Origin of the sequence: Megasphaera sp. ASD88, assembly GCF_002287425.1 — a bacterium.
In the GTDB taxonomy this organism is placed as follows: Bacteria; Bacillota; Negativicutes; order Veillonellales; family Megasphaeraceae; genus Megasphaera; species Megasphaera stantonii.
In genome coordinates, this window is record NZ_NQXW01000003.1 from 17423 (window position 1) to 43151 (window position 25729).

28 protein-coding genes are annotated in these 25729 nt (G+C 54.7%); 27 read left to right on the forward strand and 1 reads right to left on the reverse strand.

Annotated features, from left to right (window positions below; genetic code table 11):
- Positions 1-14: 14 nt before the first annotated feature.
- The 25 genes from CJ260_RS03075 (at position 15) to CJ260_RS03195 (ending at position 21662) form a co-directional block, all read left to right on the forward strand.
- Positions 15-1343: a 3-deoxy-D-manno-octulosonic acid transferase gene (locus tag CJ260_RS03075; protein WP_369831685.1), complete on the forward strand. Its 1329-nt coding sequence runs from the start codon at positions 15-17 to the stop codon at positions 1341-1343.
- A 17-nt stretch (positions 1344-1360) separates the two neighbouring features.
- Positions 1361-2497 carry a tetraacyldisaccharide 4'-kinase gene (gene lpxK / locus CJ260_RS03080; RefSeq protein ID WP_095629137.1) on the forward strand — a complete coding sequence of 379 codons (1137 nt, stop codon included), beginning with the start codon at positions 1361-1363 and terminating at the stop codon, positions 2495-2497.
- Positions 2498-2500: 3 nt separating this feature from the next.
- Positions 2501-3238: a 3-deoxy-manno-octulosonate cytidylyltransferase gene (gene kdsB / locus CJ260_RS03085; RefSeq protein ID WP_087477702.1), complete on the forward strand. Its 738-nt coding sequence runs from the start codon at positions 2501-2503 to the stop codon at positions 3236-3238.
- Between the two features lie 8 nt (positions 3239-3246).
- Positions 3247-4092: a 3-deoxy-8-phosphooctulonate synthase gene (gene kdsA, locus CJ260_RS03090; RefSeq protein WP_087477741.1), complete on the forward strand. Its 846-nt coding sequence runs from the start codon at positions 3247-3249 to the stop codon at positions 4090-4092.
- Between the two features lie 20 nt (positions 4093-4112).
- Complete coding sequence (locus tag CJ260_RS03095; RefSeq protein WP_087477703.1) at positions 4113-5084, forward strand: SIS domain-containing protein; 972 nt, start codon at positions 4113-4115, stop codon at positions 5082-5084.
- Complete coding sequence (locus CJ260_RS03100) at positions 5084-5617, forward strand: HAD family hydrolase (protein WP_095629138.1); 534 nt, start codon at positions 5084-5086, stop codon at positions 5615-5617. The genes CJ260_RS03095 and CJ260_RS03100 overlap by 1 nt, the downstream gene beginning before the upstream one ends.
- A 20-nt stretch (positions 5618-5637) precedes the next feature.
- On the forward strand, positions 5638-6579 hold the full coding sequence (locus tag CJ260_RS03105; RefSeq protein WP_095629139.1) for a lysophospholipid acyltransferase family protein: 942 nt from the start codon (positions 5638-5640) through the stop codon (positions 6577-6579).
- Positions 6551-7105: an LPS export ABC transporter periplasmic protein LptC gene (gene lptC / locus CJ260_RS03110; RefSeq protein ID WP_095629140.1), complete on the forward strand. Its 555-nt coding sequence runs from the start codon at positions 6551-6553 to the stop codon at positions 7103-7105. The genes CJ260_RS03105 and lptC overlap by 29 nt, the downstream gene beginning before the upstream one ends.
- A 3-nt stretch (positions 7106-7108) precedes the next feature.
- Positions 7109-7840, forward strand: coding sequence for an LptA/OstA family protein (locus tag CJ260_RS03115; RefSeq protein WP_232818756.1), 732 nt, complete (start codon positions 7109-7111; stop codon positions 7838-7840).
- A gap of 22 nt (positions 7841-7862) precedes the next feature.
- A complete protein-coding gene (gene lptB / locus CJ260_RS03120) occupies positions 7863-8582 on the forward strand; it encodes an LPS export ABC transporter ATP-binding protein (protein ID WP_095629141.1) in 720 nt (239 codons plus the stop codon).
- Positions 8583-8598: 16 nt separating this feature from the next.
- The gene (locus CJ260_RS03125) at positions 8599-9687 is read left to right on the forward strand and encodes an LptF/LptG family permease (protein WP_095629142.1); all 1089 of its coding nucleotides are present in this window, start codon (positions 8599-8601) and stop codon (positions 9685-9687) included.
- Between the two features lie 131 nt (positions 9688-9818).
- Positions 9819-11081 carry a DUF3084 domain-containing protein gene (locus tag CJ260_RS03130; RefSeq protein ID WP_095629143.1) on the forward strand — a complete coding sequence of 421 codons (1263 nt, stop codon included), beginning with the start codon at positions 9819-9821 and terminating at the stop codon, positions 11079-11081.
- A gap of 15 nt (positions 11082-11096) precedes the next feature.
- Positions 11097-11513 carry a hypothetical protein gene (locus tag CJ260_RS03135; RefSeq protein WP_095629144.1) on the forward strand — a complete coding sequence of 139 codons (417 nt, stop codon included), beginning with the start codon at positions 11097-11099 and terminating at the stop codon, positions 11511-11513.
- Position 11514: 1 nt separating this feature from the next.
- Positions 11515-12354 (forward strand): YitT family protein, encoded by an 840-nt coding sequence (locus tag CJ260_RS03140; protein WP_087477711.1) that lies wholly within the window; start codon positions 11515-11517, stop codon positions 12352-12354.
- Positions 12355-12543: 189 nt separating this feature from the next.
- Positions 12544-12774, forward strand: a complete 231-nt coding sequence (locus CJ260_RS03145) for a YdbC family protein (protein WP_087477712.1) — start codon at positions 12544-12546, stop codon at positions 12772-12774.
- Positions 12775-12928: 154 nt separating this feature from the next.
- Positions 12929-13471, forward strand: a complete 543-nt coding sequence (fapR, locus tag CJ260_RS03150) for a transcription factor FapR (protein WP_087477713.1) — start codon at positions 12929-12931, stop codon at positions 13469-13471.
- A 12-nt stretch (positions 13472-13483) separates the two neighbouring features.
- Positions 13484-14509, forward strand: coding sequence for a phosphate acyltransferase PlsX (plsX, locus tag CJ260_RS03155; protein ID WP_087477714.1), 1026 nt, complete (start codon positions 13484-13486; stop codon positions 14507-14509).
- On the forward strand, positions 14493-15494 hold the full coding sequence (locus tag CJ260_RS03160) for a beta-ketoacyl-ACP synthase III (RefSeq protein WP_087477715.1): 1002 nt from the start codon (positions 14493-14495) through the stop codon (positions 15492-15494). Before plsX ends, CJ260_RS03160 begins: the two co-directional genes overlap by 17 nt.
- Before the next feature lie 18 nt (positions 15495-15512).
- Positions 15513-16454, forward strand: coding sequence for an ACP S-malonyltransferase (fabD, locus tag CJ260_RS03165; RefSeq protein ID WP_095629145.1), 942 nt, complete (start codon positions 15513-15515; stop codon positions 16452-16454).
- Between the two features lies 1 nt (position 16455).
- A complete protein-coding gene (gene fabG / locus CJ260_RS03170; RefSeq protein WP_095629146.1) occupies positions 16456-17199 on the forward strand; it encodes a 3-oxoacyl-[acyl-carrier-protein] reductase in 744 nt (247 codons plus the stop codon).
- Between the two features lie 34 nt (positions 17200-17233).
- On the forward strand, positions 17234-17479 hold the full coding sequence (locus CJ260_RS03175; protein WP_059076793.1) for an acyl carrier protein: 246 nt from the start codon (positions 17234-17236) through the stop codon (positions 17477-17479).
- Between the two features lie 70 nt (positions 17480-17549).
- Entirely contained in the window at positions 17550-18506 is a 957-nt protein-coding gene (locus CJ260_RS03180) for a nitronate monooxygenase family protein (protein ID WP_198643463.1), read from the forward strand.
- 35 nt (positions 18507-18541) lie between these two features.
- Positions 18542-19795, forward strand: coding sequence for a beta-ketoacyl-ACP synthase II (fabF, locus tag CJ260_RS03185; protein ID WP_095629147.1), 1254 nt, complete (start codon positions 18542-18544; stop codon positions 19793-19795).
- A gap of 45 nt (positions 19796-19840) precedes the next feature.
- Positions 19841-20551, forward strand: coding sequence for a ribonuclease III (gene rnc / locus CJ260_RS03190; RefSeq protein ID WP_087477720.1), 711 nt, complete (start codon positions 19841-19843; stop codon positions 20549-20551).
- Positions 20552-20597: 46 nt separating this feature from the next.
- Positions 20598-21662, forward strand: coding sequence for an elongator complex protein 3 (locus CJ260_RS03195; RefSeq protein WP_095629246.1), 1065 nt, complete (start codon positions 20598-20600; stop codon positions 21660-21662).
- An 85-nt stretch (positions 21663-21747) separates the two neighbouring features.
- Here the strand turns inward: CJ260_RS03195 and CJ260_RS03200 are convergent, their stop codons facing one another.
- Positions 21748-22563: an EFR1 family ferrodoxin gene (locus tag CJ260_RS03200; RefSeq protein WP_095629148.1), complete on the reverse strand. Its 816-nt coding sequence runs from the start codon at positions 22561-22563 to the stop codon at positions 21748-21750.
- 287 nt (positions 22564-22850) lie between these two features.
- Here CJ260_RS03200 and CJ260_RS03205 point away from each other — a divergent pair, with 287 nt between their 5' ends.
- Both CJ260_RS03205 and CJ260_RS03210 read left to right on the forward strand, forming a co-directional pair.
- Positions 22851-24227 carry a pyruvate carboxylase subunit B gene (locus CJ260_RS03205; RefSeq protein ID WP_095629149.1) on the forward strand — a complete coding sequence of 459 codons (1377 nt, stop codon included), beginning with the start codon at positions 22851-22853 and terminating at the stop codon, positions 24225-24227.
- A gap of 301 nt (positions 24228-24528) precedes the next feature.
- Positions 24529-25713 carry a PLP-dependent aspartate aminotransferase family protein gene (locus tag CJ260_RS03210; RefSeq protein ID WP_095629150.1) on the forward strand — a complete coding sequence of 395 codons (1185 nt, stop codon included), beginning with the start codon at positions 24529-24531 and terminating at the stop codon, positions 25711-25713.
- The last annotated feature ends 16 nt before the right edge of the window (positions 25714-25729 follow it).

The following is a 25729-nucleotide window of genomic DNA, read 5'->3' on the forward strand; positions in this document are numbered from 1 at the left end:
TGAGAGCCCAATCCATGTATTGGCTGTACAACGTACTGCTGCTGGTGTATTGGGCGACGCTGATTCCCATGCTCATTTACCGCCTGATTCGCGAAGAAGGCTTTTATCAGCGCATCAAACAGAGCATCGGGTTTCTGCCGGATGATTTAAAAGAAAAAATATCGAACCGCCACGCCATCTGGGTACACGCCGCGTCGGTCGGAGAAATCGTAGCGGCCAGCCCTATCGTGCGGGAAATGCGCAAGACCCATCCGAACGAGGTCATCATCGTGTCCGTCGTCACGGCGACGGGGTTCCGCATGGCCCATCAGATTATCAAGGGCGCCGACGGGATTTTATATTTCCCTCTGGACCTGCCGTACCTGACAGACCGCATTTTGACCATCGTCAAGCCGCGGGCTATTGTCCTCGTCGAGACGGAAATCTGGCCGAACTTCCTGCGCATCGCGGCCCGCAAGAATATTCCCGTCATGATGATGAACGGGCGCATCAGCCGCCGTAGCTCCAGCCGGTACCGCATGATTACCTTCTTTACGCGCCGCGTCTTGTCGACGATTTACGTGTTCTGCATGCAGAGCCGCATCGACGCCCAATATATCATCGATATCGGCGCCGACCCCAATAAGGTCATCGTCACGGGCAATACGAAGTACGACCAGACCTACGGCATCGTGACGGATGAAGAAAAGAAACGCTACCTCAAGGAGCTGGGATTCGACGAAAACACCTATCCCATCATGATTGCCGGCAGCACCCATAAGGGGGAAAACATGTCGGTATACAAGGCGTTCTGCAATATACGGAATCATTTCCCCGGAGCGAAGCTCATCATAGCGCCGCGCTACATTCATCAGGCCGACCTCATTTACGACGAAGGCGTCAAGCACGGCGTGACGATGGTCAAACGCAGCGACATGGTAGCGGGAAAGCAAATTGCCGGCCCATACGACGGCGTCCTCCTCGATACGATCGGCGAGCTGGGCCGGGTGTACAGCCTGGGCGATTTGATCTTCGTCGGCGGCAGCCTGGCCCATATCGGCGGCCATAATATCCTGGAGCCGGCGGCGCACGGCAAGCCGATTGTCGTCGGGCCGAACATGTTTAATTTCGTAGAAATTTTCGATCTTCTCAGCAGCCGCGGCGCCTGCGTCATGGTGCGGAATGAAGAAGAGTTTATTGATACCTGTTTGGATATACTGATTCACCCTGAAAAGGCGGAAGAAATGAAGCGCCACTGCCTGGAAATCGTCGAAGAAAATCAAGGGGCGACCAAGAAGAACCTCGACGAGCTGCAGCGGCTGCTGGACGAAGTATACGGACATTATGAAGTAGACAAGAAGTAAGCATCGGAGATGAGCATATGGCATTGCGCACGAAACTTGCCGCGTACTTTCTCGATTTGATGAACGCCTCGTCCTCCCATTGCTGGGACGGGCTGGTGCTGGGCGCGCTGGAGCGTGCCGCCGTCCTGTACCGGAAGGGCGTCGAGAAAAAATACCGTTCCTATGCGGACCATCCGGAACGGCAGGCCCGGCTGGACGCCGTCGTCATCAGCCTCGGCAACATTACCGTCGGCGGGACGGGAAAGACGCCGGCAGCCTGTATGCTGGCCCAGCGGCTGCAGCGGGAAGGATACCGCGTAGCCCTGCTCAACCGGGGATACCGCTCCCAGAAGGAACACGACGGGGCGGTCATGTCCGACGGACGGCAGGTGCTGCTGTCGGCGGCGGAAGGCGGCGACGAAGCGTGCCTCATGGCCCGCAGCCTGCCGGGGATTCCTGTCGTCATCGGACGGGAACGCCGACGGAGCGGACAAATGGCTATCGAACAGTTCGGCTCGCAGGTCTTGCTGCTGGACGACGGTTTTCAGCACTGGCAGCTGCATCGGGACTTGGATATCGTCCTCGTCGACGCGACCAATCCCTTCGGCAACGGCAAGGTATTGCCGCGGGGGATTCTGCGCGAGCCCATGGAGCACCTGAATCGGGCCGGCCTGTTTCTCATTACGAAATGCGACCAGGCGTCGCGGGAAGCCATTGACGCCGTGTACAGCACGTTACAGGCCTATAATCCCGACGCGCCCATTGCAGAATCGGTCCATCGGGCTAAGTGGTGCATATCCTTCGGCGACTGGAACGGCATGAAGGGGCGGGAAAACTGCCAGGCTCTTCCTAAGGGAACGAAGGCCGTCGCCGTATCGGCCTTGGGAAACCCGGCGTCCTTTGAGCAGACGATTCGCTCCTTTGGATATGACGTCGTTCAGGCTCTGCGTTACGACGACCACCATCACTATGGAACCGATGACATGGCGGCGATGAAAAAGGCGGCAGACGCCGCAGGCGCCGTGCTGATTACGACGGAAAAGGACGCCGTAAAGCTCAATCCGGAATGGATCAGACAATACGATCTGCCCCTGTACGTCCTGGGCATTTCGCTGGAGATTACCAGGGGCGGAGAACAGATAGATAAGGTATTACGCCACGTAATAGGAGGTTAGGTTATGAAATTTGTATGCATCATCCCATCCCGCTACGCCTCGACGCGCCTGCCGGGCAAGCCGCTGGCCGATATTGCCGGCAAGCCTATGGTGCAGCGCGTATATGAACAAGCGGCGAAGGCGGCAAAGCTGGAACAAGTCGTTGTCGCCGTCGATAATCCGAAAGTGTACGACACGGTCGTCTCCTTCGGCGGCCATGCCGTCATGACTCGGGAAGACCATGCCAACGGCACGGACCGCCTGGCCGAGGCGGTAGCTCATTTCCCTGACGCCGATGTCATCGTCAACGTTCAGGGCGACGAGCCCCTCATTGCGCCCGACGTCATCGACGCCTTGTGCGCCGTCTTTGAAGAAGACCCGTCCCTGTCCATGGCTACGGTCGCCTCGCCGCTGGCAGAGGAAGAGTACAATGAGCCGAGCGCCGTCAAGGTTGTCATGAATCAGAAAGACGAAGCCATGTACTTTTCCAGATCACTGATTCCCTATCCGCGCAACGCCTTTGACGATACGATACGCCCGTATAAGCACATCGGCATTTACGCCTACCGCCGCGATTTCCTGCTGCAGTACGCCGCTATGGAACAGACGCCGGCGGAAAAAGTGGAATCGCTGGAACAGTTGCGGGTTCTGGAAAATGGATATAAGATAAAGGTAATCAAGACAAATCATACGTTTATCGGCATCGATACGCCGGAAGACTTAGAACATATCCGCGCATACTTCGCGCAAAAGGGAGAATAACGCATATGATGGAACAAGTAAAACGCGTAGCCGTAGGAAATCAGACTGTCGGCGGAGACGGAAAGCTCTTCGTCATGGCCGGCCCCTGCGTGCTGGAAGAAACAGAACGGGTGCTGAATATCGGCCGGGAAATGAAGCGGATCTGCGAATCCCTGGGGGTCACGTATATCTTCAAGGCCTCCTTTGATAAGGCGAACCGCTCGTCCTACACGTCCTTCCGCGGCCCGGGACTGACGGAAGGGCTGCGCACCTTGAAGTATATTAAAGAAGAATTAGGCGTGCCCGTCGTCAGCGACGTCCACTCCATCGAGCAGGTAGAGCCAGCGGCAGAGGTGCTGGATATCCTGCAGATTCCCGCTTTCCTCTGCCGGCAGACGGACCTTCTGGAAGCGGCGGCGAAGACGGGCAAGTGCGTCAACGTAAAAAAGGGCCAGTTTATGGCCCCGGAAGACATGAAAAACGTCGTCGACAAGATCACCTATATGGGCAATGAAAATATCATGCTGACAGAACGGGGATTCTGCCTGGGATACCATAACCTCGTCGTCGACATGCGCAGTTTTCCCATTATGCGCAGCTTCGGCTATCCCGTCGTGTTCGACGCGACGCACAGCGTCCAGCTGCCCGGCGGTGCCGGCACGAAATCGGCAGGCCTTCGCCAGTACATCGGCAACCTGGCCAGAGCGGCAGCCGGCTCGGGCATCGACGGCGTGTTTATGGAAGTGCACGATAATCCTGCCGAAGCTTTATGCGACGGCCCGAATATGTTATACTTGTCGCAAGTAGAAGGCGTGCTGCGCGATATGATTGCCATCAACGACATTACCCGCAGAAGCGTCAGTACGGCGAAATAATATACAGAGGTGACATCACGATGGATATATTAGCAGAAGCAAGAGACGTACTCCAGCAAGAAGCAAAAGGCATTGAAAATCTCATTCCTACGCTGGATCAAAACTTCGTCAATGCCGTGCATATGATCATGGAATCGAAAGGCCGCACTATTGTAACCGGCATGGGAAAATCGGGCCATATCGCCCGCAAGGTGTCGGCGACGCTGTCGAGCACGGGCACGCCGTCTATTTTCCTCCACCCGGCCGAAGGCATTCACGGCGACTTGGGCATGGTAACGGGAGACGACGTCGTCCTGGCCTTTTCCAACAGCGGCGAAACCGTAGAAATTTTGAATATCCTGCCGTCGCTGAAACGAATCGGCGCTAAAATCATCGCCGTCGTAGGCAACCACAACTCGACGCTGGCTAAAAATTCCGACGTCATCCTCGACGCATCCGTCGAAAAGGAAGCCTGCCCTCTGGGATTAGCGCCGACGACGAGCACGACCGTGGCCTTAGCTCTCGGCGACGCCCTGGCTATCGTCCTGCTGTCGTGCCATCACTTTACGAAAAATCAGTTCGCCATTTATCATCCCGGCGGAGCTCTCGGCCGCAAGCTGCTCATGACCGTTGAAAACGTCATGCACAAGGGCAATGACAATCCGGTCATTTCCGAAGACAGCATCGTGCAGGACGCTCTGTTCATGATGACGGAAAAGGGATTGGGCGCCGTGTCGGTCGTCGACGAAGAAGGCCGCCTCGTCGGCCTCGTTACGGACGGCGACGTTCGCCGCGGTCTGGAAACGGGATCTAACTTCCTCCAGTGGCCTGTCGACGCCATGATGACTAAAAATCCCCGTCAGATTACGAGCGATAAGCTGGCTGCCGAAGCCCTTCATATCATGGAAAAGAACCAGCCCCGCCCGATTACGGTACTGCCCGTCGTCGACGGCGACGGCAAGGCCGTCGGCATGGTTCATCTGACGGACTTGCTGCGGCAGGGAGTCGTCTGATGGACGGCTGGAGAGACATAAAATTGTTGGCCTTCGACGTAGACGGAGTGCTGACGGACGGTACGATTTACTACGGCCCCGGCGGCGACGCCATGAAGGGCTTTTCCGCCCGCGACGGCATGGGGATTTCCCTGGCCCGGGCGGCAGGTCTGAAAACGGCCATTATTACGGGACGCCGTTCGCCTATGGTCGAGCGGCGGGCCGCGGATCTGCATATCGACTACGTGATGCAGAATACGTCGGACAAGCTGGCCGCCTTTTCCCAGCTTTGCCGGGACCTGGGCATATCGATGGGGGAAGCCGCCTATATGGGCGACGATTTGAATGACCTGGCCGTCGTGGCGAATGCCGGATGCGGCGCTTCGCCGGCCGACGGCTGCGCGGAGGTGCGCGAGGCGGCCTCCTTTGTATCGGCCTATGCCGGCGGCCACGGCGCGCTGCGCGAGTGGGTCGAATATATTTTAAAACAGCAGCACCAGTGGGACAGTGTCCTCAGCCGCTATATGAGCGGCATGGCAGCAGTGATTCAATAGTAGAAAGGAGCGTCTGTATTGTGTTTAAGGATTGGCAGTATCACGCTGCGCGGGGATTAGGTAAGTTGCTGTGCTGTCTTCCGTATCCAGCCATTATTTCTTTGGGACGAACCTTAGGCCCGGTTATAGGAAAGCGATTGAAAAAACAGTACGAGCGCGGAATTTTCCACATCATGCGCGGCATGGAATGCGATAGGGGCGCAGCGGAACAGATCATGCACGGCCTGTTTCAGAATTTGGGCCAGTCGCTGATGGAAATTCTCTACACGCCGAAGCTGAATAAAGATAATATTTCCCAGTATGTTACGCTGGAGCATCCGGAACGGCTGGACGCGGCGCTGAAAGAAAATAAAGGCGTCATCGTGCTGACCGGCCACATCGGCAACTGGGAATGGATGGGCGCGTCGCTGGCCCTGTACGGCTATCCGACGACGACTATCGTCAAAAAGCAGCCGAACGACCAGGTGACGCGGCTCCTCAATGAAAATCGCGAAATGATGGGACTGGAAGTATTTGCCCGCGGCGGGAATGAAATGATCATCGCCGCGCGGGCCTTGAAGCGCAAAAAAATATTGGGATTTTTGGCCGATCAGGACGGCGGATTTTACGGCGTTCCCCAGCCCTTTTTGGGGAAGATGTCGTCGACGCCGCGGGGACCGGCGCAGTTCGCCCGTAAATTCCGATCGCCTATCCTGCCGATTTTTGCGATTCACGACGAACACCACCGTCACCGCGTCGTCATCGGCGAGGTCATGTATTATGAAGATACGGGGAATAAGGACGAAGATATCGCCCGGCTGACCCGGAAGATGGCCGTGCTGACGGAACAGTTTATCAAAGATCACCCGACGGAATGGCTGTGGTTCCAGCACCGCTGGAGCACGGCGCCGGAAGAAATTATAGCGTTGCACCAAGGAGCGGAGGCAGACGGCAGTGACGATAACACAACTCAAGCAGAATAAAGGAAAACTTATCGGCGCGGCATGTGTCATCGCCTTTGCCGCCTTATTGTACTCGCTGATGGAAGAGCCCGTGGCGCAGCCTGAGGTGAAGGCGGACAACCTCGTCGAATTCGAAGGCTCCGAGCTGGTGGAAAATAAAAACGGCAAGCTCGTCTGGAAGCTGACAGCCGATAAGATTATGATCGATCCCCAGACGGAAATCATGTATTTTACAAATCCTAAAGCCCTGCTCGTCGATGAAGAAGACGGCACGGAAATGACGATTACATCGCCGAATGGCGTTGTAGACCGCAAGAAGCATACGATTGAAATCAAACCGCCGGTCAGTGCGGCGACAAATCGGAATGATACATTGCAGACTGAAGGCAGTGTGTATTATAATATGAATACGCATATGGTAAAGGGCGGCAAGGTCGTCATGAACCGTCACGACAACACGAGCCTCCGCGCCGATGCGTTTGAAACGACTACCAGTATGGATAAGGTAACGCTGACCGGCCATGCGCAGGTAACCAAGGGAGAATAAGCTATGATGAAGAAATTACAGAAAAAAATGCTTGCTTTAGCCCTGTTGGGACTCATGAGCATCCCTGCTGCAGGTCTTTGGGCCGCGGACAATCCGTCCGTATCCGTGACGGCTGACAAGCTGGAATACAACGGCAAGACCCAGGTGGCGACAGCGACGGGCAACGTCGTCATCGTGCGCGACAAGGCGACGATGAACGGCGACAAGGCCGTATACAACTTGAAGACGGCAGAAGCCGACTTGGAAGGGAACGTCGTCGTGCAGCAGCCGGACATGCATTTGACGGCAGACAAGCTGCATTCGACGAACCGCAATTACGTCATTGCGACAGGAGACGTGCGCGGTATTTATCAGGATAAGAAAGTAAACGGCGATAAGGTCGAATACTATTTGGATAAAGATTACGGCATCGTAACGGGCAACGGCTATCTGGAAGCCCAGGGCTCCCGGCTGTGGGCCGACCGCATCGACGCTTGGTTTAAAGAAATCAAGGCCGTAGGGCAGGGCGACGTCCATATCGAATCGCCGGCAGACAATCTCGTAGCCGATGCGACGAAAGCCGTGTACACCCAGACGCCGGGCAAGAACGACGGCGTCGTCCATCTGACGGGAGACGTCAACGCCGTACAGAACGGCAATTCGCTGACAGGCGACAACATCATGATCCGCTTGGCCGATAATTCCGCCCAGGCCATGAGCCGGTCGACCGTCGTCATCATACCGGGCAGCGAATAAGCGGCGGCGCAAGGAGCAATGTATGCTGATTCAAACACATAATTTGGTAAAAATGTATAAGGAAAAGCGCGCTGTCGCCGGCGTCAGCATCCAGGTGAACCAAGGGGAAATCGTCGGCTTGCTGGGACCGAACGGCGCCGGCAAGACGACGACCTTTTACATGATTGTCGGCATTGAGCATCCCGACGAAGGCTCGATCTGCATCGGCAATCAGGATATTACGGGTCTGCCCATCCATAAGCGGGCAGCCTACGGCATCGGCTATCTGCCCCAGGAAGCGTCGATTTTCCGCAAGCTCACTGTCGAAGACAACCTGTTGGCTATGCTGGAGACGACGAAGCTGAGCAAGCGGGAGCAGCGCCGGAAAGCGGAAGCGCTGATGGAGGAATTTTCTATCATCAAGCTGCGCAAGCGTTTGGGGATCCAGCTGTCCGGCGGCGAACGGCGCCGTGTGGAAATCGCCCGGTGCCTGGTCATGGACCCGGCCTTTATTTTGTTGGACGAACCCTTCGCCGGCATCGACCCCTTGGCGGTCAACGATATTCAGGGGATTATCAGCCACCTGAAAAATCGCGGCATGGGCGTCCTCATTACGGACCATAACGTCAGAGAAACGCTGAGCATCGTAGATAAAGCCTATATTTTAAGCGAAGGTCGCATTCTTTTGGAAGGCAATCCGGAAATGATTGCCAACGACCCGGTGGCAAGGAAGTTCTATTTAGGCGACGACTTCAGAATGTAACAGGCAGGGAGACAGAATGCGAATATTAGATAAGTATATATTAAAAGAATTTATCAGCCCGTTTTTGTTCGGCGTCTGCGCTTTTACGGCCGTGTTCATCGGCACGGGGACGCTGTATCGTATTGCCAACCTGATCAATACGTACGGCGCGTCGGCTTGGGCGGCTTTCCGCATTTTAGTGCTGGCTATGCCGTCGATCATCGTCGTGACCTTCCCCATGTCGGTCCTCCTGGGATCGCTGATGGCCTTTGGCCGCCTGTCGAGCTCCAGCGAGCTCATCGTCATGCGGTCGGGAGGCCAGAACTTCGCCCGCCTGGCTATGCCTATTTTCATCGTTGCCTTTTTCATTTCTATCGGTACGACCATTTTCAACGAATACGTCGTGCCTCGGGCCAACAACGCCTACAACACGATTATCAACGAAGAAGTCAAGCATAACGTCGCGCCGGCGACGCAGGACCACATCGTCCTCAAAAACGTCAAAGGCGCCAACATTTCCAGCCTGATGTACGCCCGCCAGTATAATTCGGAAACGAAGATGCTGACGGACCTTACGGTGCAGGAATTTGAAAACGATACGCTCGTGCGGGTGGAAAAGGCCGAATGGGCCGACTGGAACGGCTCGAAATGGGTCATGCACGACGGCATCATTTACGACCTTTCCGGCGGAGACGGCGTAGAACGGACGATGACCTTCGATCATCAGGCTCTGCCTATCGTGCAGAAGCCGGACCGCATCAACGCCTCTCAGAAAGATCCCGATGAAATGACGATACGCGAACTGAGAGAACAAATTCAGATTCTCGATGAAAACGCCGTCAATACCAATAAGATGAAGGTAGAAATGTACAACCGCTTCGCCCTGCCCCTGGCCAGCCTGGTGTGCGCCATCGTCGGAGCGCCCCTGGGCATGCAGAAGCAGCGCGGCAGCTCGTCTATCGGCTTCGGCATCAGCGTCGTCGTCATCTTTATTTACTACACGATCATGACGCTGGGGAACGCCCTTGGCAACGGCGGACGGATACCGCCGTATCTGGCCGCGTTCCTTCCCGATATCATCTGCGGCATTACCGGCGCGGTTCTTGTATACCGCAAGTCGAAATAAACGGTTAGCAGCTCGGTCCTATTAGGCAGCCGCGCTGCTAACCCGTTTTTTATATGGACATTTCTTATAAAAATAGGGAATGACAGAATGCGTATTATGTTATATGATAATATTATACAAGGAGGTGCTGTATGGAATACGGATGGATTATGCTGTTCGTGCTGGCTATTATGGGCGGTATTATCGCCTATTTAGGCGATAAGATCGGTTCGCGCGTCGGCAAGCGGAAAATTAAATTATTCGGCCTTCGGCCTAAATATACGTCTATCCTCGTCACGATCCTGACCGGCATCAGCATTGCCGCCGTTACGCTGGGCGTTATGTCCGTATTGTCAGAAAACGTGCGCATCGCCTTGTTTGGAATGCGGCAGCTCCGGATGCAGAACGAAGCGCTGGAAACGCAGCGCGACCAGCTGCTGAAGCAGGCCGGAGATTTGGGGAAAGAACTGGATGAAAAGAACCGCCTCATCGCCTCTAACGAAGACTTGCTGCAGCTGCAGCAGGAGCAGCTGGACGGGAAAAACGAGGAAATCCGGCTGACGCAGCTCGATTTGCAGCAGGCCCAGGCGGCGCGGGACGACAAGGCCCGTCAGCTGTCGGTCATACAGGTCGCCATGGACAAAGCCCTGCAGGATAAAGATAAGGCCGTAGCGGACCGGGACGCGGCGCAGCATGACTTGGCAGTATTGGAAGAAACGAAGGAACGCATGGTCAGCACTATCGAGGTGCTCGACAAGCGCATCCGTATCCTCAATGAAACGATGACTAATATCCGCGAGGGAACCGTCATGTTCCGCGTAGGGGAAGTCTTGTCCAGCGTCGTGCTCAGCAGCGGCCAGGACGGCAAGACGACGCGGGAAGAATTGAGCCGGGCCATGCAGCAGACCAATGCCATGATTTGCCGGTATTTGGGCATTACCGATGAAAATGCCGTCATGGTGTACATTGCGCCCGACGAATTCAACGCGGCCATCAGCGCCCTGCAGCAGGGCGAAGCCGGCGGCAAGAAGCTGATCCGCCTCATCGCGGCGGGCAATATCATGGTCGGCGAACCGGCCCTGGTTCATATTGATATGCATGACAACAACCTCATTTATCATAAAGGCGACGTCGTATACGAAACGGAGCTGAACGAAAGCGAAACGGCTCATAATCCGGAATTACAGGTTATGCGTTTTCTGCATGACGTAAACTTGCAGGCCAAGGCCAAGGGCGTGCTGCCCGACCCGCTGAGCGGCAACGTCGGCGCGTTGTCGGCGACGGAAATGTTCGATACCATTTCCCGCATCAAAGGGCTCAGCGGCGAACACATCGTCCTGCGGGCCGTCACGCTGAACGACACGTATACGGCAGGACCTCTGGGCATCGACATCATCGTCGAGCCGATTCAATAAGCAAAGGAGATTCGAATGATAGCTGCAATCGATCCGGGCTCGGAAAAGACGGGCGTCGCCGTGCTGGGCGGCGACGGGAGCCTGGCGGAGAAAAAAATTATCCCGACGGGAGAACTGGATGCCTATCTGACTGAGGCGTATGGGCAGTATGGCTTTACCCATATCGTCATGGGCGACGGAACCAATCACAAGCATCTGCAGCCCGTTGCCGAGCAGTGGATACGGCGGCAGGCTCCTGCCGTGACCTTTTCTCTCGTCGACGAGAAAAATACGACTGTCGAAGGCCGGGCTATGTATTTCAAGTATACGCCCCGCCGGGGATGGCGGCGCTTCGTGCCGCTGTCGCTGCAGTATCCGCCCGAACCGGTCGACGATTTCGTGGCCTGGATCATCGGTCTCCGTTACATTCATAGGCAAGGGGGAATAGAATGATATGACAGGATATGCATTCCGCGCCGTTGGATTAGCCCTCGGCGCTTTTATATACACCGTCGGCTTGGATATTTTTCTGGTGCCCAATCACGTCATCGACGGCGGCGTCGTCGGCCTGGCCCTGATGGCGGCCGAACTGACCGGCGTCAGCTTCAGCGTGTTTATCGTCGCGCTGAACGTTCCCTTTTTCATCATCGGCTATAAGAAAATCGGCGTCGTATTTACGATACAATCCTTATTTTCCGTACTCTGCCTGTCCGGGTGGAGCAAGTTCATTCACCATACGCCGGTGACGACGGACCCCTTTTTGTCGACTATTTACGGCGGCATTATCATCGGCCTCGGCGTAGGCCTGATTATCCGCTGGGGCGGCTCCCTCGACGGTACGGAAATACTGGCGATCATTGCCGACAAAAAAACGCCCTTTTCCGTAGGCGAAATCATCATGTTTTTCAATCTGTTCATCTTAGGCAGCTCGGGCTTCGTCTTTTCCTGGGACAGCGCCATGTACTCCCTGGTAGCTTATTTTATTGCCTATAAGATGATCGATATTGTGACGAACGGTCTCGACGAAATGAAGGGGCTGCTCATCGTGACGTCGCGGTACGACGAAATGGCCCGCTGCATGACCCAGGACATGGGCCGCGCCGTTACGCTGCTCAACGGCGAAGGAGCTTACAAGCGGGAAACGACGAAGATCTTGTACTGCGTCGTTTCGCGTCTGGAAATGACGAAGGTAAAGGACGCCGTCCGCAAGATCGACCCCAATTCCTTCATATCTATTTTTGATATCAGCGAAGCCCACGGCGGCCTGTTCAAACGGCGGACGCCTCATCATTAAGGGCGGCTCCGGTATATCAATCTGACATAACGGAGAAATAGTTATGCAAAACGATTGTGATATGGAATAACTCATTGTATACTAATAATTGACAGATGCGTTAAATTTGCTATTATAGTAGCTGATGTTTGTTTTTTTGTAAACAAAAATAATCAGAGACATGAAGTTTTGTCTTTAGGAGGGTATACAATGGCACAATTGAATTTTAACATTGAAGACGTATGTGGCACGTTGTCGGAAAATAAAGACGGCTGGCGCAAGGAGCTGACCTATATCAGCTGGAACAACCGCGCGCCGAAATTCGACCTTCGTTCGTGGGACCCGGACTACCAGGCCATGACGAAAGGCATTACGCTGACGAAGGAAGAATTGGAAAAACTGCGCGACGTTTTGAACGAATTGGATTTTGATAAATACTAAAAAGGAGTGAAGAGTATGCTTTCGACAGTTCCATTATATGAATGCTGAGAAAGCATACTTTTTGTTTTTGCTTGCAAATCTTCAGGAAACATTATATAATCTCTAGTTGTATGTACTATTAGTACTTGGTCATAAATTGCTTAAAGGTGATGAAATGGTTCGTATAGCAAGAGATAAGCGGCATGCCCTGCTGCGCAAGCGAATAGAAGAAGACCCCTTCGTGAACGACGAAGAACTGGCGGAGGAATTTTCCGTCAGCGTAGCTACTATCCGCTTGGACCGCATGGCGTTGGGGATTCCGGAAATGCGCATCCGCATCAAGCAGAAGGCGGAAGCGGCCCAGCCCCGGCAGAAGAATGCAGGCTTTGTAGGCGAACTCGTGGAATGCACCGTTGGACAGAGCGCGATTTCCATTATGACAGCGACGGAAGATATGGTCGATGAAGCGCATATCGTGCGCTCCCAATGCTTGTATGCTCAGGCCAATTCGCTGGCCCAGGCCGTGTTGCACCTGCCTGTGGCCATTACGGCCGTAGCTAATATCAAATACAAACAGCCTGTTACTGTTGGCGACAAGCTCGTCGCCGTAGCAGAAGTGATTCGCCGCCGCGATCAGAAATACTATGTATGGGTGAAAATACGGAAAAATGCGAAGGAAGTATTTCGCACAAAGTTTATCATAGAATCTTTGGAATGATGGAGCGTAAGTATGAAAATAGCTGTAGACGCTATGGGCGGCGATTATGCACCGGAAGAAGTGGTGCTGGGCGCGATTGAGGCTGTCAAATCGTATAGCCTGGACGTCGTCTTAGTAGGGGATACTAATAAAATAAAAGAAGTATTAAACCGGTACGGCGCGAAGGACAATTCGCATTTGTCCATCGTTCACGCCAGCCAGGTCATCGATATGGGAGAACATCCGGCTCAGGCAATCCGCAAAAAGAAGGACGCGTCGATTGTCGTGGCGACGCAGCTGGTAAAGGACGGCGCCTGCGACGCCGTCGTAGCTCCCGGCAGTACAGGAGCCGCTGTTACGGCAGCTCTCCTGGGATTGGGCCGCATTAAGGGCATTGAACGGCCCTGCATTGCGACGCCGATTCCTTCGAAGAAGGGCATTACCGTCCTTCTCGATTCGGGCGCAAACGCCAACAGCAAACCGAAGCACTTGGTGGAAGGAGCCATTATGGGCTCGCACTATGCGAAATACATTTTGGGCGTAGGCAAGCCCACCGTCGGCCTGCTGAATATCGGCGAGGAAGCGTCGAAGGGGAACGAGTTGGCCCAGGCGACGTATCCGCTGCTGGAAAAACTGAAGACCATTTCCTTTTACGGCAACGTAGAAGGCCGCGATATTCCGAAAGGGACCGTCGACGTCGTCGTCTGCGACGGCTTCGTAGGCAACGTCATTTTGAAATTTGGCGAAGGCATGGCCATGTTTATCATCCGCTTGGTGAAGGATACGATCAAGAGCAGCGGATTTATTGCTAAATTAGGAGCTCTGGCCGTATATCCGGCCCTCCGAACCTTAAAAAAACGTCTTGATTTCACAGAGTACGGCGGCGCGCCTCTTCTCGGCGTAGACGGAAGCTTTATTATCTGCCATGGAAGCTCTAAAGCCAAGGCGATCAAAAACGCCATCCGCGTAGCGGGAGAATTGGCGCAGCAGGACGTAGTAGGCCATATTCGCAAAAGTATAGAGGAAGAAGAGGTAGAACAGTATGATAGTGAAAACTAATCCGGCCGGCATATTGGGGACAGGCCATTACGTTCCCGATAGAGTCGTGACGAATGCCGATTTAGAAAAAATCGTAGACACGTCAGACGAATGGATTCGGGAGCGGACGGGCATCCGCGAACGGCACTTTGCGCCGGAAGGCGTCAACACGTCCGATATGTGTACTATCGCCGCCAGGCAGGCCATGGAAATGGCCGGCATCACGGCGGAACAGCTGGATATGATTATCGTTTGCACGCTGACGCCGGATATGACGATTCCGTCGACGGCCTGCATCGTGCAGAAGAACCTCGGCGCCGTCAACGCCGCCGTTTTCGACTTATACGCCGCCTGCTCGGGCTTTGCCTACGGAGCGATTACGGCGTCCCAGTACATTGAAAGCGGCATGTGCAAGTACGTCCTGGTCATCGGCGCGGAAATCCTCAGCCGTTTTATGGATATGACGGACCGCAACACCTGCGTATTGTTCGGCGACGGGGCCGGCGCGGCCGTATTAGGCCCTGTAGAACAGGGCTACGGCATTTTAGGCGCCGACATGGGGGCCGACGGTAACGGCGGCCAATACCTGAATATCCCGTCCAGCGGTGTCGCTATCCTGCCGACGGACGAAGCGCGGGAAAAGCACTTGACGTATATCAAGATGGACGGCAAGGAAGTGTACAAGTTTGCCGTCAAGGTCATGGGAAAAACGGCGGAAAAGGCCTTGGAACGGGCCGGCTTGTCTCATGAAGACATAGACCTTCTCGTGCCTCATCAGGCCAATATCCGCATCATTACGTCGGCAGCCAAGCGGCTTCACCTGCCGATGGAAAAGGTGTTTGTCAACATAGATAAATATGCCAATACGTCAGGAGCATCCATTCCCATCGCCCTTGACGAAGCGAACCGCCAGGGACTCATGAAACACGGCGACATCGTCGTGCTGGCAGGGTTCGGCGCCGGTCTTACGTGGGCCGGATTGGCAATGAAATGGTATGCGAAATAAGGACGACGAGGTGATAATATGAAAAAAGCATTTGTATTCCCCGGACAGGGCGCGCAGAAAGTCGGCATGGTCAAGGATTTGTACGAATCGTACGACGTCGTGCGGGAGCTTTTCGAAGAAGCCGACGACGCATTAGGATTTTCTTTGACGAAGCTGTGCTTTGAAGGACCCGATGAAGAATTGATGAAGACCTATAATACGCAGCCGGCGATCCTGACGGCCAGCACGGCCTGCTGCCGCGTATTGGAACAGGAAGGCGTGACGCCGGACATCGCCGCAGGCCATAGCTTGGGCGAATATTCGGCTCTCGTAGCGGCCGGCGCCCTTTCCTTTGCCGACGCCGTGCGGACTGTACGGCTCCGCGGCCAGTTCATGCAGGAAGCCGTGCCCCTGGGAGAAGGAAGCATGGCGGCTATCATGGGCTTAGCTGAAGATAAGATTAAGGACATTTGCGCCCATATTTCCGAGCAGGGCGGCGTCGTACAGGCAGTTAACTTCAACTGCCCCGACCAGATCGTCATCGCCGGCAGCACGAAAGCCGTCGAAACGGCTGTAGACGAATTGAAAGCAGCCGGAGCGAAGCGGGCAGTCCTCCTCCACGTCAGCGCGCCTTTCCACAGCACTCTCATGGAGCCGGCGGCAAAACGCCTGGCAGAAGTGCTCGACACGATTACGATTTTCGACGCCAAGATTCCCGTCGTCGCCAACGTAAACGGCCAGATTGAAACGGCTGCGGCCGATATTAAGGCTTCCCTGGTCAAGCAGGCAGCCAGCCCCGTGCTCTGGATCGACTGCACGAAGACCATGCAGGCCTTCGGTGCCGAAGCCTTCGTAGAAGTCGGCCCCGGCAAGACGCTCTGCGGCTTTAACCGCAAGATCGACAGGGCGATTCACAGCGAAAACGTAGAAGATATACCTTCCTTACAGAAAACACTTGAATTTTTCCAGGGGGTTAGATAAAATGCTCTTAACAGATAAAACTGCCGTCGTTACGGGCGGTTCCCGCGGTATCGGCCGGGCTATTGCCGTCGCCCTCGCCGCCGAAGGCGCAAAGGTAGCCGTTATATACGCCGGCAATGCGGCGGCAGCTGAAGAAACGCTGTCCCTCATCAAAGAACAAGGCGGCGAAGCCGTCGCAATGCAGTGCGACGTCGCCGACGACGCGGCCGTTTCCGATATGATAAACGCCGTAAAGGAACAGTTCGGCTCCGTCGACATCTTGGTCAACAACGCCGGCATTACCCGCGACGGCCTCCTCATGCGCATGAAGGAAGGCGACTGGCAGGCCGTGCTGGATACGAACCTGACGGGCGTGTTCCATTGCACGAAGGCCGTAACGAAGCTGATGATGAAGCAGCGCAGCGGCGCAATCATCAATATTACGTCCGTCGTCGGACAGACGGGCAACGCCGGCCAGGCGAACTACGCGGCAGCAAAAGCCGGCATGATCGGTTTTACAAAATCCGTAGCCAAGGAACTGGCTTCGCGGGGCATCCGCGTCAACGCCGTAGCTCCGGGCTGCATCGATACGGATATGACGGCGGTATTGAGCGCCGCCGTAAAAGAAGACATGCTCAAATCGATTCCCCTGGGCCGCGTCGCCCAGCCGGAAGAAGTGGCGAAGGCCGTCGTGTTCCTCGCCTCTGACAACGCAAGCTATATTACCGGCCAAGTCTTGAACGTAGACGGCGGCATGGTAATGTAAGACATATATTCCACTGAAAGGGGGTGAATTGGAAATGAGCGAAGAAGCTACTTTTGAAAAAGTAAAGAGCATCGTTGTTGAACAGCTCGGCGTTGACGAAAAAGAAGTCAAAATGGACGCTGCTTACATCGATGATTTGGGCGCTGATTCCTTGGATATCGTTGAATTGATCATGGCTTTCGAAGAAGAATTCAACATCGAAATCCCTGATGATGTTGCGGAAAAAATCAAAACTGTCAAAGATACAGTTGATTACATCGAAAAGGAAAAGAAAGCGTAAGTACGCAATAGGGCCGGATGGGGAAGCCGTGGCGCTTCCCCTGATGGTGTCTTGATTGGAGGAAAACAGAGTGAAGCTGCCAGAATTAAGAATAGGTAAGCTCGTAGCAAAGGTGCCAATCGTCCAGGGCGGCATGGCAATTCGATTGTCCACAGCCCGATTGGCCGCAGCAGTAGCCAACGAAGGCGGTATTGGCCTTATTGCGGCTTCTGGCATGCCCTTTGATGAATTAAGGTATGAAATACGCTTAGCCAGAAAACTGGCTCCAACTGGAATCATAGGCATAAACGTAATGGTCGCGGCCCGCGAATTCAAAGGCATCGTGACCACTGCAATTGAAGAAGGAATAGACCTGGTTGTAGCAGGAGCAGGCTTTTCCCGGGACATGTTCGCCTGGGGAAAAGACAGCGGTACGCCTATTGTGCCCATCGTATCTTCTGCTAAACTAGCTAAAATATCCCAAACCCTGGGTGCTGCTGCCGTCGTCGTAGAGGGGGCAGAAGCAGGCGGGCATCTGGGAACCAACCGCTCGAGCCGGCTCATCGTGCCGGAAGTGCGGAAAGCCGTCGATATTCCCGTCATCGGCGCAGGCGGCGTTCTTCACGGAGAAGACATTGCCGAAATGCTGCGCTTAGGCGCCGACGGCGTTCAGATGGGAAGCCGGTTTGCCGCCAGCGTGGAATCCAACGGCGCTGACGAATTGAAAAAGGTATATCTGCGGGCCAACAGCCCTGAAGATTTTATATTGGTGCATAGTCCAGTCGGCCTTCCGGGGCAGGCAATCCGGACGCCCTTTTCCGAACGAATTCTTCTCGGTACGGCGCCGGCGCCGGATCACTGCGATCAGTGCCTGAAAAAATGCAGCCATAAGTACTGCATTATCCGCGCCCTCACGAGAGCGCAGCAAGGCGACGTCGAAACGGGCTTGGTGTTCTCCGGCAGGAGAATGCAGGAAATCCATGACATTCTGCCGGTAAAAGACATATTTGCATATCTTAAACGTGAAATGGATGAAATTCCCGATTGATTCACGGTTTGATTTTTGATGATGAGGTGAAAATATTGGAAAAACGTGTAGTGATTACAGGCGTCGGCGTCATTTCCCCCGTAGGCATGGGTAAGGATGAATTTTGGAACGCGCTGCTCAGCGGCAAAAATGGAATCGGTCCTATCACTCATTTTGACGCGACGGAATACGGCGCGCGCATTGCCGGCGAAGTCAAAGATTTTGACCCTGCTGCTTTCGGCATCGATAAGAAGGAAGCTCGCCACATGGATCCGTCTACGCAGTACGCCGTAGCGGCCGCTAAATTGGCGCTCGAAGATTCTAAGATGAATTTGGACGAAGAAGACCGCGACCGCATCGGCACGATCGTCGGCACGGGCATCGGCGGCATGGAAACTCTCCACAACCTGTACAAGGGCTTGTTTGCCAAGGGACCGTCCCGCGTCAACCCCTTCGTCGTACCGAAGATGATCGCCAACATGGCGTCCGGCCAGGTTTCCATTACCTTCGGCCTTAAAGGCCATTGCGCCAGCGTCGTAACGGCCTGTGCGACAGGCGCTAACTCCATCGGCGACGCCTTCCGCATGATTCAGCGCGGCGAACTCAACGCAGCCGTAGCCGGCGGTACGGAGGCTGCAGTATCTCCCGGCGCCGTAGCGGGCTTTGCCGCTATGAAGGCTCTGAGCACGCGCAACGACGACCCGGCTCATGCGTCCCGTCCTTTTGACAAAGACCGCGACGGCTTCGTCATGGGCGAAGGCGCAGGCATTGTCGTATTGGAAGAATTAGAACATGCTAAGAAGCGCGGCGCTCACATTTACTGCGAAATCAGCGGCTATGGCAGCAACGCCGACGCATACCATATCACGGCTCCCGGCCCGGAAGGCATCCAGCAGTCCAAATGCATAGAGTTGGCGATTAAAGATGCCGGCCTCCTGCCGAACGACGTCGATTACGTCAACGCTCACGGCACGTCGACGCACTTGAACGACTTGAACGAAACGAAGGCCGTTTCCCGCGTATTCGGCGATCATGCCAAAGATCTCCTCATGAGCTCGACGAAGTCCATGACGGGCCATCTCCTCGGCGCAGCCGGCGCCGTAGAAGCCATCGTCTGCGCCTTGACGATTGAAACGGGCAAGGTACATCCGACGATCAACTTGGCGGAAATCGACGACGAACTGAAAGAATTCGGCTTGAATTACGTGCCGAATGAAGCCGTAGACGCCGATGTCAACGTGGCGATTTCCAACTCCTTCGGGTTCGGCGGCCACAACGCGACGCTGTTGTTCAGAAAATATGTAGACTAAGCGTCGATATGCGAAATACAAAATAGATTAGAGAAGATCATGTGAATGGATACAGGTAGAAAAAAGCAGTTAGAAAAATTCATTGACGTTTTAGGACTTTCCTCTTTTCATAATCTGTTGATTTTGGACCAGGCTCTGACACACTCATCCTATGCCAATGAAAATAAGGCAAAACACGGTTATTACAATGAACGGCTGGAATTTTTGGGAGATGCGATTCTCGACTTGGTAGTCGGCGAATATCTTTTCCTGCAATATCCCCACATGCCGGAAGGCGAATTATCGAAAGCGCGGGCCAGCGTCGTCAGCGAAGCGCCGCTGGCTGCCGTATGCGCTACCTTCGACATGGGGGACTACATTCTTCTGGGAAAAGGAGAATTGGCGTCGGGCGGCCGCAAGCGGGCCAGCATACTGGCAGACGCGTTTGAAGCCGTCGTCGGCGCGATTTACATTGATTCGTCTTATGAAGAAGCGCGCAAATTTATTCTGCATCAGTTAAAAGATTATTTATCCCTCGTTGCCAGCGGCGATTACGGAAAAGATTACAAGACGCTGTTCCAGGAATTCGTCCAGCGCGACGGTGAGCAGAAAATCACGTACGTTCTGCGCCGGGAAGAAGGCCCCGACCACGATAAGACCTTTTACATGGAGGTCATCGTAGCCGGCAAGGTTCTCGGCGAAGGCTCCGGCAAGACCAAAAAGGATGCGGAACAGCATGCCGCTCACGAAGCTCTGAAACGATTACATGCAATATAGAAAGGATGCGGCTCAGCCCATCCTTTTTTTTGTTTGAGGTATTATGGTGAAAACATCGATTATTCCTATCTTTATTCCGCATATCGGCTGTCCCTACCGCTGCGTGTTCTGCAACCAGTGGCGCATTACGGGGCGGCGAGGCGTACCCGACGGCAATGCCGTGGCTCGGACGATTAAAGAATACGTGACGAGCGCAGCTGAAGAACGATATTGGGAGGTCGCTTTTTACGGCGGCAGCTTTACGGCCATTCCAGTGGCCTTGCAGGAGGAACTGCTGACTCATGCTCGTGAAGCCCTGCAGGAGGGGCGCATACAGGCGATTCGCTGCTCGACGCGGCCTGACTGTATTGACGAGGAAATATTGTCTCGGTTGAAGCGGTACGGCCTGTCCACTGTCGAATTAGGCGTTCAGTCTATGGACGATGCCGTATTGGCTAAGGCCAAGCGGGGACATACGGCACAGGACGTCGTAACGGCGACAGCGCTGCTGCGGGAGCACTGCTTTACTGTCGGCCATCAGCTCATGCCGGGCCTGCCCGGCGAGGATTGGGACAGCCTGCGGGACACGACGGCGGCGATTTGCCGCTTACAGCCCGATATAGCCCGCATCTATCCTGTCGTCGTCCTTGCCGATACGGAGCTGGCCGACATGTATCGGCAGGGGGACTATACGCCCTTGTCCGTTCACGAAGGGGTTCTGCGGGCCGCTTACATGAAGCAGGCCTTTGTCGAAGCGGGCATCCAGTGCATCCGCACGGGCCTGCAGGCGACGGAAGATTTGGACGACCCGGCCCAGGTACTGGCAGGTGCGTATGCGCCGGCTATGGGCGAAATGGTCGATACGCGGCGGTATTGCCGTCAGCTGTTTGCCGTCCTGGACTGTCTGGGAGATACGGGCCAGGTCGTCGTAGCATATAATCGCCGCGACACGTCCCGCGTGCGGGGATATAAAAATACTACCGTCAAAAAGGGGAGGAACCGCTATTCCTTTGCCATACAATGGAAGGAATCGGACGCCTTACCGCCAGGCGTCGTAGCCGTTTCCGACGGAGGGAGGAAGATATACATCGAAGCGGATACCGGCAGGGTCAAAGAGGGCAGTGTAATCTGAAGGGCCTGGAGAATAAAAAATGCCGATATGCAATAGTCAGGCAAGCCTTGCATATCGGTATTTTTACGCCGCTGAAGAGGTAGTGTTAGATGAACGTTTCTGGCTCAGCACGGCGGGCGTACGTTTCTTCCAACTGTTTCTTATGGAACAAATACGTTTCGTCGTCGTAGTAGCGTGCGCCGACGGGACAGGCCTTGACGCAGGCGCAGCATTTGACACAGAACGTCGTGTACGTATGGCAGTCCGGCGCGATGGAGCCGAGAGGACAGACACTGACGCAGACGCCGCAGTTGGTGCAGGCGTCGCTGACCTTCGGGAAGACCTTGGTAATGGTCTTATGAGAGCCGTCGGCCTTCTGCGGCACCATGTACGGCCGATAGGGGACGTTACCCTTGACCGGCACGGGCGTGCGGTATCTGTCGTTGGAAATCGTGCTGGCTACGACCTGGGCGAAGCTGCGGGCCTTGTTGAGGTCCTGGCTGTCGGGACGGCCCTGGCCGAGGGTGCGGGAGAAGGAATGCTCGCCGATGAACGCGCCGCCGGCGACGGTGTGGATATGGGCCTTTTCCATGATATCGCGGAGCTCGATGAGGGCGTCGTCGTAGTTGCGGTTGCCGTATACGACGATGGGAATGCCCATGGAGCCATTTCCTTCTGTCTGCGCCAGGTATTTCAGCATGAAGTTGGGCACGCGGCCGGCGTAGACCGGCATGCCGAGGATGATCAATGAGCCTTCAGGAAATACAAGCGGTTCCGTTCGTTCGCCCGGCAGGGTAAAGCTGCGGCTTTCGTGGGGAATGCCCAGCGTGCGGCTCAGCTCTTGGGCAATGGTCTCGCAGACGGTTTTCGTCGTGTTCGTCGGGCTGAAATAGGCGGTAATGATACGTGCGCATGTTGTCATAATAAAACCCCTTTCGCTGTGAGTATGGATAATGGCAGTTGGAATAACACCCCTGTCGACGCCATGATTGTATAGTATAAGTGTACCACATTATGAGAATAAATACAGCCGTATCCTGGCAGGAGAATGACTTTTTTAGATTGCCGCCGAAGAAATTTTTCTGATTTTCTTGGTAAAATATGGTATAATAAAAAGTAATTGCAATTATAATTATATGCTAAGTTGCATACGCACAGGCTTGAAACAAGCCGATACTACATAGAGATTACTAAACGGAGGATAGTGATATGGCTAGAGTAAAAATAACGGAAACGGTACTGCGGGACGGTCATCAGTCCATCGCGGCGACGCGCATGCGCCTGAGCCAGATGCAGCCTGTATTGGAAGCGATGGACGAAGTAGGGTACGGCGCCTTGGAATGCTGGGGCGGCGCGACCTTCGATACGTGCATGCGCTTTTTGGACGAAGACCCGTGGGAACGGCTACGGACGATTAAGAAATACGTCAAAAAGACGCCCCTGCAAATGCTGCTCCGCGGCCAGAATATCTTAGGATACCGCCATTACGCCGACGACGTCGTGTATGAATTTGTTAACAGAGCTGTAGAAAATGGCATCGACATTATCCGCGTCTTCGACGCCCTCAACGATTCCCGCAACATGGAATCAGCCATCCGGGCTGCGAAGGACACGAAGTCTGTCCACGTTCAGGGCGCTATCGTCTATACGATCAGCCCGATTCACACCATGGAATCCTTTACAAAAGGCGCTCTGGAGCTGCAGCGCATGGGCGTCGACTCCCTGTGCATCAAGGACATGTCGGGGCTGTTGTCCCCCTATGACGCGTACAATCTCGTGCGCATGCTGAAAAAGCACTTGTCCATACCGATCGAGCTGCACACGCACTGCACCTGCGGCTTCGGTGAAATGACCTATATGAAGGCTATCGAAGCCGGCGTAGATATTATCGACACGGCCTTGTCGCCCTTTGGCGAAGTGACGAGCCAGCCGCCGACAGAATCGGTCGTCATGTCCCTGAAAAACACGATTTACGATACGGGCATCGACGTCGAACGGCTCTGGCCCTTGACGGAGCACTTCAAACAAGTCCGCAAGGAGCTGGTTGACGAATTCAACCTGACTATGCCCAGCCAGATCAATCCGGCTGTCCGCAAGTACCAGATTCCCGGCGGCATGCTGACGAACCTGTACAACCAGCTGAAAGGGCAGGGCGCAGAAGACCGCTTTGACGAAGTGCTGGCGGAAATGCCGAACGTGCGCCGCGATTTGGGGTATCCGCCCCTCGTGACGCCGACGAGCCAGATTACCGGCTCGGCCGCTGCGCTCAACGTCCTGTACGGCCGCTATAAGATCGTGACCAACGAAGTGCGGGACATCGTCCGCGGCAAGTACGGCCGCGTTCCCGGTGAAATCACGGAAGAATTCCGCAAGATGTGCATCGGCGACGAACCGGTCATCAGCCACCGTCCGGCCGACGATTTGGAGCCGGAGCTGGAAAAGGCTAAGCAGGCCCTGGCCGACGAAGGCTTTCCCGACGCCGCGCCGGAAGACGTCTTAGGCTACGCCATCTTCCCGGAAGTAGCCCTGCCGTTCTTCAAAAAACGCCGCGACATGCAAAAGCGCAGCACTGCGGCGCAGGGATAATTACATATGCTAGTAAACACCTGACGAGCTGTTTGTCAGGTGTTTTTTATATGCCTCACTGCAAAGTTTATTGCCTAGTATAACCTTGGAGCCTTTCCTTTTGCCGTGTGCACGGAATAGAAACAATTTCCGTCCCTTTGTCCGACTCTGTTGTCCTTCTGGCATAGATAGCATCACATTTTCCTGTATTTTTTTGCCGAAATATATTGACATTATGCTCTACTTCAATGGTATGATACGGTCATAGCAAAGAGTGCAGTCATTACAGGTGTATACTATCTAGTTGTCAGGAGGAATTGACATGGAACGAAACATGAACAGAGGCACGGAAATTATCATGCAGGGAGCGGAAGTAAAAGGGACGCTGAGCACGCCGGAAGTTCTGCCCATTTACTTGACGACGGCTTTCCGCGGCGGAGCCGATTTGGACGAATTAAACGAATACTACGCTGTCAAAGGCTACACATATAACCGCATCAGGAATCCGAACCGCAATGCCTTGGCCGAACTGGTCAGCTATCTGGAAGGGGGCGAAGCGTCCATGATCTGCAGCTCTGGTATGGGGGCGATTACGACGACGCTCCTGTCCTTGGCCGACGCCGGCGACCACATCCTGGCTAACAGCAATTTGTACGGTGAAACGCTGGAAATTCTGGACGTCATCAAGCGGTACGGCATCGAATCGACGTGCGTTGACTTTACCGATATAGAAGCTGTACGGAAAGCCGTGCAGGCAAACACGAAGATCGTCTATACGGAAGTTATTTCCAATCCGACCATGGCCGTCGTAGACGTAGAGGCCGTCGCCCGCATCGCCCATGACTGCGGCGCTAAGCTCGTCGTAGACAATACGTTCACGACGTCGACGGTCATCAAGCCGATTGAGTTTGGCGCAGACGTGACGATCAACAGCCTGACCAAATTCATGAATGGCCACAGCGACATCGTCGGCGGCTCGGCTACGGCGTCGAAGGAGGTCATCGACAAGGCCTGCAAGCTGCAGGCTCTGCTGGGATGCACTCTCGACCCGTTTTCGTCCTATTTATGCGAACGGAGCCTGCGAACCCTCGACCTGCGCATGGAACGGCAGCTGAAAAACGCCGAAGCCCTGGCGAAAGCACTCAGCGAGCATCCTCACGTGCTGAAGGTCAATCATCCCAGCCTGCCGGCCCATCCCCAGCATGATATTGCCAAGCGGTTATTTGCTAAGGGGTACGGCGCCATGCTCAGCTTTGAAATGCCCGAAGACCGGGAAAAAATCAACGCCTTCATGCGCCGCCTGCACATTGCCAAATACGCCATGACCCTGGGCGGCTACGCGACGACCCTGTCCTACCCCATCTTGTCGTCCCATGCGTCCGTTCCCAGAGACATACGCTTGAAAATGGGCATTACAGACGGCTTGATGCGGGTGTCCGTCGGCCTGGAAGACGCCCAGGACTTGATTGCCGACTTTACGCAGGCGCTGAGCGTCTTTGAAGAATAAGGCGGCGAGGAGGAAT